Source organism: Marinimicrobium sp. UBA4209 (genome assembly GCF_002381585.1).
GTDB classification, from domain to species: Bacteria; Pseudomonadota; Gammaproteobacteria; order Pseudomonadales; family Cellvibrionaceae; genus Marinimicrobium; species Marinimicrobium koreense.
Genome location: NZ_DFTP01000103.1, coordinates 79143 through 90587 on the forward strand (window position 1 = coordinate 79143; position 11445 = coordinate 90587).

The following is an 11445-nucleotide window of genomic DNA, read 5'->3' on the forward strand; positions in this document are numbered from 1 at the left end:
GGCCGCATCCGCCGTAACCCAACGCCCCGGACCGCGCATTCGCCGTAATAACCCACCTCCCGTGAACTCCACACAACTTTAAGGTACAGTCACCACGTCGCCTGAACTTGCGGGAATGAGCCCATGAACAAAAAGGTATTGTCCGAGCGCGATATCTGCACCAAATACATCACCCCGGCCATCCAAAACGCCGGGTGGGATATCCAATCTCAAGTCCGCGAAGAGCTGTCCTTCACCAACGGCCGGATCATAGTCCGTGGGCGCTTACATACCCGTGGAAGCCGGCGCCGCGCCGACTACGTGCTTTTTCATCAGAAGAACCAGCCCCTGGCAGTAATTGAAGCCAAAGACAACAAGCACAGCCTGGGCGATGGCATGCAGCAGGCCCAGGCCTATGGCGAGGCGCTGGATGTGCCCTTTATGTTCTCCAGCAATGGCGACGGTTTCCTGTTTCACGACCGCACCGGCCTGAGCGGCGCCACCGAGCAAACCCTTTCCCTGGATCAATTCCCCGGCCCGGACACCCTCTGGCACTGGTACTGTCAGTGGAAAGGTTTGGATGGGCATGCCCAACAGACGGTCGAGCAGCCCTACTACGACGACGGCTCCGGCCGCACCCCGCGCTACTACCAGACCAACGCCATCAACCGCACCGTAGAGGCAGTCGCCAAGGGCCAGGACCGGGTGCTTCTGGTCATGGCGACCGGCACCGGCAAAACCTTCACCGCCTTCCAGATCATCTGGCGGCTGTGGAAGTCCCGCCAGAAAAAACGCATTCTGTTTCTGGCCGATCGCAATATCCTGGTGGACCAGACCAAGAACAATGACTTCAAGCCCTTCGGTCAGGCCATGACCAAGGTCAGCAATCGCACGGTGGACCCCTCCTACGAGATATACCTGTCTCTCTATCAGGCGGTCACCGGCAACGACGATGAGAAGAACATCTACAAGCAGTTCTCACCGGACTTCTTTGATCTGGTGGTGATTGACGAGTGCCACCGGGGCAGCGCTTCGGAAGACTCCGCCTGGCGCGCCATTCTGGACTACTTCTCCAGCGCCACCCACATCGGCCTGACTGCCACCCCGAAAGAAACCAAAGAAGTCTCCAACATCGACTACTTTGGCGAGCCGGTGTACACCTACTCCCTCAAGCAGGGCATAGAAGACGGCTTTCTCGCCCCCTACAAAGTGGTGCGGATAGACCTGGACCGTGACCTGCAAGGCTGGCGCCCCTCCAAGGGGCAGGTGGATGAGCAGGGCGAGCTGATCGAAGACCGCATCTACAACCAGAAAGACTTCGACCGCCAACTGGTGCTCAAAAAGCGTACAGAGCTGGTGGCCCGCAAGGTCACCGAATTTCTGGAGCAGACCGACCCCTACCAGAAAACCATTGTCTTCTGTGAAGACATCGACCACGCCGAGCGGATGCGCCAGGCCCTGGTCAACCTAAACCCCCTGCGGGTGCGGGAAAACCGCAAATACATCATGCGCATCACCGGGGATGAGGCCGAAGGCAAAGCCGAGCTGGACAACTTTATCGACCCGGAAAGCCGCTACCCGGTGATCGCCACCACCAGCAAGCTGATGACCACCGGCGTCGATGCCCAGACCTGTAAACTGATCGTGCTGGATCAGCGCATTCAGTCCATGACCGAGTTCAAACAGATCATCGGTCGCGGCACCCGCATCAATGACGACTACAACAAACACTGGTTCACCATCCTGGACTTCAAAAAAGCCACCGAACTGTTTGCCGACCCCAACTTCGACGGCGACCCGGTACAGGTGTACCAACCCCGAGGGGATGACCCGGTGGTGCCGGAGGACGAGCGCGACGACGGTCCCATTGCTGAGGATCCGGCGGGTTATGAGGTGGAGCCGGACGAAACCTGGCAGTCCGACGACAGCCGTGGCGCCTGGATAGAAGACCCGGACGAACCCACCAAGCGGGTGAAATACGTGGTCGGCGATGTGGAGGTCAAAGTGCTCGCCGAGCGCGTTCAGTACCTGGGCCCGGATGGCAAGCTCATTACCGAAAGCCTGCGGGACTTCACCCGCAAACAGGTCAAGGCCCAATACGCCTCCCTGGACGACTTTCTGCGCCGCTGGAATCAGGCTGAGCGCAAGCAGGTGATCATTGATGAGCTGGCCGAGCAGGGCGTTATCTGGGAAGACCTGACCCGCGAGCTGCGTAAAAAGCTCGGGGCCGAACCGGACCCATTCGACGTTATCTGCCACATCGTCTACGACCAGCCGCCCCTGTCCCGCAAAGAGCGGGCCGAGCAGGTGCGCAAGAACGACTACTTCCAGCAGTATCAGGGCGTCAGCCGCCAGGTGTTGGACGCACTGCTGGACAAGTACACCGACGCCGGGATCGAACCCATCGAGGATGTTAAAATCCTCACCCTGGCGCCTTTCAGTCAGATCGGAGCGCCTGTGGAGCTGATCGACGGCTTCGGCGGCAAGCCCGGCTACACCCGGGCCGTCCGGGACCTGGAAGACGCCCTCTACCAGAACATACCCTGAGCGCCCCAATGCGCTCTTCTCCCTACAGTAATGAACACCCAATAGGACTCTGAATGGCCATCAGTACCACCATCAAGTCAATACAGGACATCATGCGCAAAGACGTGGGTGTCGACGGCGACGCCCAGCGCATTGGCCAGCTCGTCTGGATGCTCTTTCTGAAAATCTTCGATGACCGCGAACAGGAGTGGGAGCTGCTGCAGGACAACTATCAGTCCCCCATCCCCGAAGACCTGCGCTGGCGCAGCTGGGCGGCCGACCCCGAGGGCATGACCGGCGAAGAGCTCAAGCAATTTGTGGACAACGCCTTGTTCCCCGGCCTGCAAAGCCTTCAGCCGCGCGGCGACGATTACCGGGCCATTGTGATCCGCAACGTCTTTGAGGATGCCTACAACTACATGAAGTCCGGCCAGTTGATGCGCCAGGTCATCAACAAGCTGCAGGAGGGCATCAACTTCAATAAATCCGCCGAGCGCCACGAACTCGGGGATATGTACGAACAGATCCTCAAGGACCTGCAGAGCGCCGGCAACGCCGGGGAGTTCTACACCCCACGCGCCGTCACCGAGTTTATGGTCAACCGGGTGGACCCCAAGCTGGACGAGAAAGTCATGGACCCGGCCTGCGGCACCGGCGGCTTCCTCACCTGCACTATCGACCACAAGCGTAAGCACTACGTCAAAACCCCGCAGGACGAACAGACGCTGCAGCGCAGCATTCACGGGGTAGAGAAAAAGCCCCTGCCGCACCTGCTGGCCACCACCAACATGATTCTGCATGGCATCGAAGTGCCGGACCAGATCAAGCACGACAACACCCTGGCTCGCCCGCTGCGCGACTGGGGCCCCAAAGAGCGGGTCAACATCATCGTCGCCAACCCGCCTTTCGGCGGCATGGAGGAGGACGGCATCGAGACCAATTTTCCCAGCGCCTTTCGCACCCGGGAAACCGCCGACCTGTTTATGACCTTGTTTATCCACCTGCTAAAAGACGGCGGCCGCGCCGCCGTGGTACTGCCGGACGGTTTCCTGTTCGGCGAGGGCATGAAAACCCGGTTGAAAGAAAAACTGCTGGAAGAGTGCAACCTGCACACCATCGTGCGCCTGCCCAACGGCGTGTTTAACCCCTACACCGGCATCAAGACCAACCTACTGTTTTTCACCAAGGGTCAGCCCACCGAAAACGTCTGGTACTACGAGCACCCCTACCCGGAAGGCTACAAGAGCTACAGCAAAACCAAGCCCATGAAGTTCTCGGAGTTCCAGACCGAAATCGACTGGTGGGGCACCGAGGCCGACGGCTTCGCCAGCCGCGTGGAAACCGAACAGGCCTGGAAGGTCTCCATCGACGACATCAAGGCCCGCAACTACAACCTGGATATCAAGAACCCCCACGTGGGCGAACAGGTCAGCCACGACCCGGACGAGCTGTTGGCCCAATACGAGCAGCAGCAGGCGGAAATCCAGGAAATCCGTGACCAGTTGCGGGATATCCTGGCCGATGCCCTCAGCCATAACGCCAACGGAGGTGCGGCGTGAGTGCGCAGGAACTGATAACAGAGCATCTGGATTTATGGACTGGGGCAGTAACCAAGAAATCAGCCAGTGGCCGTGGGAACAACGGCAAGATTGAGCTGACGGGGGTTAAGAGGCTTCGGGAGTTGATTTTGGAGTTGGCTGTAAGGGGCTCTCTGGTTGATCAAGATACAAGTGATGAGCCCGCTCAAAAGTTGCTGGAGCAATGCCTGAAGGCTAAAGCCGTTTCTGTCGAGCTAGGCAAGCTCAAGAAGGTTCGAAAGCATGCCTCTATCACCAATGACGACACCTCTTTTAGTCTACCCCAGGGGTGGGTCTGGAGCCGCCTTGATGATGTGGTGCGCGTTATAAATGGCAGGGCCTACAAGAAGCACGAAATGCTCTCATCGGGAACCCCTCTGCTGCGAGTAGGCAACCTTTTCACATCAAACGATTGGTACTACTCTGACTTAGAGCTAGAAGATGACAAATACATTGATAGCGGCGATTTGATTTATGCTTGGTCTGCTTCTTTCGGTCCATTCATCTGGGATGGTGGGCGCGCTATCTACCACTACCATATCTGGAAACTGGATCTATTCGATGAGGCGGCCATCGACAAACGGTTTCTTTATCTGTACCTGAAGGCTGTTACTGAGGAGATAAAATCCTCAGGCAGCGGTATCGCCATGATTCACATGACGAAATCCAAGATGGAGGAACTCATAGTTCCGGTTCCGCCACTAAAAGAACAACACCGCATCGTCCAAAAAGTCGATGAACTTATGGCCCTCTGCGACCGGCTGGAACAGCAAACCAATGACCAGCTCGAAGCCCACGAAACCCTCGTGGACACCCTGCTCGGCACATTGACGCAGTCCGAAAACGCCACCGAACTGGCCGACAACTGGACCCGCCTCGCCGCCCACTTTGACACCCTGTTCACCACCGAGCAGAGCATCGACAAGCTCAAGCAAACCATCCTGCAGCTGGCGGTGATGGGGCGGTTGGTGGAGCAGGATGCGGGGGATGAGCCTGGCAGTACCTTTGTTTCAAAAATGCTAAAGGCTCGAGACCATCTGGCTAGTAATGAAGGCATGAGGACAAAAGCCGGTAACGACGTGTCACCGGATGAAAAATACTTGAGTTTACCCGATACATGGGAATGGATTAAGCTGGGTAATATTGCCAAATTCATCGATTACCGGGGGAAAACCCCCATAAAGACTAGCCATGGAAAGCGCCTTATTACCGCGAAAAATATCCGCCAAGGCTACATTGACTTAGAGCCCGAAGAGTTTATCTCCGAAGAGGACTATACCGAGTGGATGACACGCGGATTTCCTCGAAAAGGAGACCTGCTGTTTACGCCAGAGGCACCGTTGGGGAACGCCGCAATAGTAGACTTGAATGAAGAGTTTGCCTTAGCCCAGCGCGCCATATGCTTTCAATGGCATATTCTTGATATATCTCGATTCATGCTCATACAGATAATGGCATCCCCGTTCCAGGAAAAGCTAGTTGAGAATGCAACTGGCATGACTGCCACTGGTATCAAGGCCTCAAAGCTCAAAGAAATTCCTGTCGCCATTCCTCCTCTAAAGGAGCAACACCGAATCGTCCAAAAAGTCGATGAGCTCATGGCCCTCTGCGACCAGCTCAAAGAACGCCTGAATCGGGCCCGCGGAACCCGCTGCCAATTAGCGGAAACTATCGTCCAACAAGCACTCAGTTAAGGACAATACAATGCCAGTTTTGGATAAAAAGTACGACACGCTTGCGCTGCATGATGACTACCTTTCAGATCCGCTCCTCATGGCGCTCGCATGGAAAAAAGCGCATGAGTATATCCGCACAACCAACTGGTATGCAGATAACTTCGAACTCGACACATCTTCAATTGACTTGGCAAATCGCTGCAGTGAATGGACAAAAGAACTACAAGACGGACTCACTTTTACTCCGCTAGAGCTGGTTCCGGCACCTAAATCTCATCCTTGGAAGTTTGAGAAGCCCGATGATCCAATGCAAGTAGCTGAATATAAGTTGCTTTGGCGGCCGGAATCTAAACCAGGAAGTGATGACCAGGACGAAGGCCCGCTTAAGTTAAGACCACTTGCGCATATCGGTATTCGTGAGCAGACCATCATGACGCTGGTTATGATGTGTCTCTCCAACGAAGTCGAAACCATGCAAGGAGACCCTTCGACTGAATATGAAGAGGTTCATGCCAAAGAAATCGTTAGTTACGGTAATCGCCTTTATTGCCAGTATGAGGACGGAAAAGCCGATCACAATTACGGCGCGACGACTATCTACAGCAAGTATTTTACGGACTACCGGAAGTTCCTTGAGCGTCCGTATTACTTCGCTAGAAAGGAGCTAGAAGAAAAGTCTGATGAGGAAGAGGTTTACCTTTTAGAGATCGACCTTGCTCAATTCTTCGACCGGATCGATCGACCATCGCTGGTAAAGAGAATTGTGGAGATGGCTCGTGAGCAAGGAATAACAGACGAACATGAAATGGTGTTTGTAAAAAATGTTCTCGAGGCTTTCAGGAGCTGGAACTGGTCAGAGGCAGCGGATGAAACTTTCAAACAAAAGTTTTCATCTGATGCAATTCCTGTGGCGCCTCTCGGACTACCCCAGGGATTGGTAGCATCGGGCTTCCTCGCCAATATTTACATGTCCGATTTTGATGGCCTGATGAAGGGTCTCATAGGACAAGTAATCAATGATAGGTATGGTATCAAGCTGGTTGATTACTGTCGCTATGTCGATGATATGCGTTTTGTTCTCGTCGGTCCTAATCGACAGGGCTTGGAGGAACGCCTTTTGGAGGCGCCTCAGCCCCAGACTGAAAGCCACTTAGACATTATAACTGACTCATTATTTGATGTTGGTAACCCAGCCCTGCGTGAGTTAAGTCTCGAAGCAAACCCCAAGAAAACCAAGATCGAAGCCTTCAGAGGAAAGTCTGTGGGAATATCTAAGACCTTGGAAGATATACAGAAGAACGTCTCTGGCCCAGTATCGTATGACGACGCTGAAATTCATCTTGGTCAATTGGAGTCACTGCTCGCTCTGTCCAAAGCCAACGAAGCAGATCAATCAGACGGGGCAGGATACTTCAATCGACTTGCGGCAATTGAGAAGGACATGTTTGATGTCCGCGAAGATACACTTAAACGTTTTGCCGCTAACAAGATTTCAAGGCTATTAAACAATTTCCGTCATTTTTCATCGCGCCAAACGGACGAAAATGGCAGGCCAGTTCCTGGAGACTGGGACTACCTGCAAGAACGCCTCGCTCGGCGGTTCGTCGCCTGCTGGAGTCGCGACCCAGCCGTGGTGCTATTGCTCAAAAAGGGGCTCGAGCTATTTCCCAGTACCAAACTACTTGAACCAGTGCTGGATCAACTCAACTACTTAAGATCCTTACCCTACGGCGACCCGTTTGGTACTCAAGAGAAGCAAGCTACCGTCCAAGCCGCTATTGGGCAGTATTGTCTCGCCGAGATCTATCGACATGCGGCAACCATCATTCATCGCAAAGACAGACAGGCTATGCCGGCGCATGCCGACGTAGATCAATTTTTTGAGCTGCTACAGACCCAAGCCATAGAAGATGTGGCTATGGAAAACATAACCAACTCCATCCAGAATCTACCTTCTGCAACAGAAACTAAGCCCAAACCGATCCCATTCAACTTTCTAGCCGCTCAGGCTCGTTTCTTGCTTCTGGTGAGAATGGATACAACACTGGAGAGCAGTTCGGGCTGTTGGTTCCATGACTTTGTTTTCAAGCTCGCTAATGGATTCCGGAATATCACTCTTCCCGAGACGGCCTCTAAACGCGATATCGCGACAGGAATAATCGTTGCCAGACAGTTAGTGGAGAATGCCAAGCCACTCCTTCGCGCAAGTTCAGGCCTTCTGGAGCGTAGACGAAATGCCCCTGAGGTACTGGCGCTGATTGCGATTCAAGATGCAACACTCTTCAGAGCACTGATACTCCATGCCCGGGCATTGAAGTACAACTGGTTAAACTCCGATGAAGTCCAGGCTTTGATAGAAAAGCTTTACATCAACACCAGGCCTTCAGTCAGAAAGCTGGAACAAATCACTTCCTACATCTCGCTATACAAGCTTGTTTCGCGGCCAGACAATCCCTTCGGAAACGAAATAATGGCGTTAAAGCTTATGCAGGCTCTGTTAAATGTTAGTGAAGCCTTTGAAACAGCAGAACCAGATGAAGTAATCGACCTGGCCAAAACCCAAGTGAAGTTTGGGCACTTCTCGGCACCGCCCGCCTTCTCTGTATTTGATTCTGAGCTTCTGGTGAAGCTGAAGTTCAACAAGGTTCTTTCTGAAGCCGCCAGCCATCTACATTCCGAGCGCAACGAGACATTCCTTCTTCAACGCATTGCGCTATGTCTGCGTGCAGCGTTATCCGGCTCAGGAGACCCCACAGGCTTCGGGCCTAGCCTTACCGCAAAGACTGGGTACCGTGGCCTCAAAACAACCCAGTTCAAAAGGCAGATTGGCTTACTGACAACGCCGGAGTCACTTGCGGGGGAGGCTGCTCAGTTCTCGGGATGGTTAACAACCCTGCTATCCAAGCTGCTCAAATGGCCAGGCATCCGTGTAAATGACCAAGGTTACTCATGGCCGACGGAGTTCACCTGTGAGAGTGTCAGTAAAATCGTTAATGAACGCCTAGCTAAATTAAAACTTCTCTACTGCCGGCAATCTGGCATGCCAAGCCTCCCTGAGCTGGTTTCACCAAACTGGAAACCGGATAAGAAAAGCCTGACTGTTGCCATGGTTCAAACAAAAATGCCACAACAGCAGGACTTTGCTGACCACGGTCTATACCTTAATGACAGTGATTACCGGGCGAAGCACAGGTGCCATTTAGCCCGTGTGGCTAAATTGGTTACCAAGCACATTGAGGCACAGCACCTCGAAAAGCCAAAGAACGGTGGGCGTGAACAAGACATCGATCTGATCGTGCTACCAGAGCTAGCAGTGCATCAGGACGACATGGATATTCTGATTCATTTATCCCGCAAAACTCACGCAATTGTGGTCGCAGGGCTTGGCTTTGTAGAGCAGCCTGGTGTTAAGGGGCCAAATAACTGTGCGGTGTGGATCGTGCCGAGAAAACATAACGGCAATCGCAACGAAATCCATCGGTTTCAGGGTAAACACCACATGACGGCTCCCGAGAAGAAGCTAAAAATTCAGCCCTGGCGCCCTTACCAGTTAATGCTGGAACTTGCTCACCCGGCCTTCCCAAAACAAAACGGTTTCACTGTAACCGCAGCGATCTGTTTTGATTCTACAGACATAGCTCTGAGTGCAGACCTTCGAGACAAATCCCATGCCTTACTAATTCCTGCCCTTAACCGAGACGTGAACACCTTTGACTCTATGGTTGAAGCATTGCACTACCACATGTATCAACACGTTGTGCTGGTTAACACGGGCGAATATGGCGGTTCCTATGCCATGGCACCGTATGACAAGCGACACGAACGTTTGATTGCTCACTCAAGTGGGAACGACCAAGTGACAATTAATACGTTCCAGATGAACATGTTCGATTTCAGGCGTGATGGGGTCGGTACAAGCATGCAGTCAGGCATAAAACTTAAAGCTGCACCGGCGGGCGTTGAGGTTCAATGACCATTTATTGCCAGCGAGCTACAGCCATTTTCTAAGGAGCCTTGCAGACATGACCGTTTTCAACATTTACTGTGATGAAAGCCGCCATACGTCGGACAAGGGAGACCGCTACGCTGTCATAGGTGCTCTACAATGCCCTCGGGACGAGAAAAAAGCGCTGGTACACCGGATACACAGCCTTCAAGCCTTACACAATGCTCATGGAGAGCTTGGCTGGAAACGTCTCTCGCCAAATCGCGCCCGGTTCTACGATGACCTTCTGGATATTTTTCTGGATACGCCGTTTCTGAACTTTCGCTGCATCGTGGTTGACCGACACAATCTCGACCATGAGCGGTATAACGAAGGCAGCCCTGAGTTGGGCTTTTACAAGCTCTACTATCAAATGCTCGTGCACTGGCTAGAACCATCCCACGAGTACCGCTTGTACCTCGACTGGCAGCAGAACGCCGCCAGCAACCGGTTTCAGGACCTGAAAACCGTTCTTACTCGCAAATTGTCAGGCCGCGCACATGTTCTCAGCCTCGAACCGGTATGGTCTGACAACCAGCCCATGGTGCAATTGGCTGACTTGCTGATTGGTGCCGTGGGCTACGCATGGAATGAGAGGGATAAAGTGGAAGGTGCCAGTAAAGCCAAAATCGCTTTCTTGCGTAGACTTGAGGCAGGGTTGGGACGTACTTCACTGGCCGGAGGCACACCTAGAGGCGAGAAGAAGTTCAACATCTTTGACTGGCAGGGCCGTGTCTGATGTGCGAGTCACTGTGGCCACAGCTTCGTCTGAAAGCGGATACGGAAAAAGAACTCATTGCCAAGTATCGACAGGTCTATCACGAGACCTACGTTTGGGACGAAAACGGTGAACGGCGGGTCTTCACAGACTGGACAGGTTGTCGCTATCAGTTCTCGGAAAGAGCGTTTAATCACGCGTTTTCAGAGGCAAAGAACCACCGTACCAGTTCAGGCATCCACGATAACGGATGGTCTCGCAAGCGCCTTAGGCGAATCCTGTGGATTAGAGAAGTTCTGAAACTCAGCGCCGGAACTATTCAGAGATACGCCCAAACCAGAAAAACCGACCGGGGACGGCAGGCGAAAAGGCGGACATTGGTTGTGGTGGAAGAGCGCTATGTAGTGGTATTCGACGACCCCAAAGAAAAAGGCAAACCACACCAGTTCGTCACGGCATTCCCGGCAGACCGGAGCTACATGGAGCAAATCAAACGGACAAGTTTTTTGGTGGAGACCAAAGTCGGGGCGAAAAAACAGGGGGGCTAGAAAAAGAAAAGCCCCAGTCTTATCGGCGACTGAGGCGCTGCCACGATCCAAAACCTTGGGTAAAGGATCAACCGGTCGTTTCCGACCTGTTAATAACTATACTTGCGTTAAAAGCCATAATCAAATGTGTTCTTATACCTTTTAGGTATAAAAATCCGGGGCTGCTATTATCGCTTTACGAAAATCTCAATCCCATCCGCATCAGGACACCGTTGTCACACTGTTTGGTGCGTTCGAGCACTGGGTCGGATCTCATCGTCCGCCAAATCCAGCCCAGAGGTATTGCGACACTATGCTCAAAACCCGCACCAAGACGAGAGTCGAGGCCAGTGGCGCCTGGTTTATCGACGCGGATTTAATGGAACTCGTTGGAACAGTTGAATGATGCAAACGACCTTGGATGTGGTGAATACGGTAGGGTATTACTCTATCTTTC

Annotated in this window: 6 protein-coding genes; all 6 read left to right on the forward strand. The window is 53.2% G+C overall.

The window, feature by feature from the left end:
- The first annotated feature begins 123 nt into the window (after nucleotides 1-123).
- From hsdR to B3187_RS15170, 6 genes are read left to right on the forward strand one after another with little or no spacing between them, the layout of a single operon-like run.
- Complete coding sequence (gene hsdR, locus B3187_RS15145) at nucleotides 124-2526, forward strand: EcoAI/FtnUII family type I restriction enzme subunit R (protein ID WP_286807304.1); 2403 nt, start codon at nucleotides 124-126, stop codon at nucleotides 2524-2526.
- Nucleotides 2527-2579: 53 nt separating this feature from the next.
- On the forward strand, nucleotides 2580-4064 hold the full coding sequence (locus tag B3187_RS15150) for a type I restriction-modification system subunit M (RefSeq protein WP_286807305.1): 1485 nt from the start codon (nucleotides 2580-2582) through the stop codon (nucleotides 4062-4064).
- Entirely contained in the window at nucleotides 4061-5776 is a 1716-nt protein-coding gene (locus B3187_RS15155; protein WP_286807306.1) for a restriction endonuclease subunit S, read from the forward strand. The genes B3187_RS15150 and B3187_RS15155 overlap by 4 nt, the downstream gene beginning before the upstream one ends.
- Nucleotides 5777-5786: 10 nt before the next feature.
- Nucleotides 5787-9731, forward strand: a complete 3945-nt coding sequence (locus B3187_RS15160) for an RNA-directed DNA polymerase (RefSeq protein WP_286807307.1) — start codon at nucleotides 5787-5789, stop codon at nucleotides 9729-9731.
- Nucleotides 9732-9780: 49 nt separating this feature from the next.
- Nucleotides 9781-10482 (forward strand): DUF3800 domain-containing protein, encoded by a 702-nt coding sequence (locus B3187_RS15165; protein WP_286807309.1) that lies wholly within the window; start codon nucleotides 9781-9783, stop codon nucleotides 10480-10482.
- Nucleotides 10482-11009 (forward strand): hypothetical protein, encoded by a 528-nt coding sequence (locus B3187_RS15170; protein ID WP_286807310.1) that lies wholly within the window; start codon nucleotides 10482-10484, stop codon nucleotides 11007-11009. Before B3187_RS15165 ends, B3187_RS15170 begins: the two co-directional genes overlap by 1 nt.
- Nucleotides 11010-11445 lie beyond the last annotated feature (436 nt).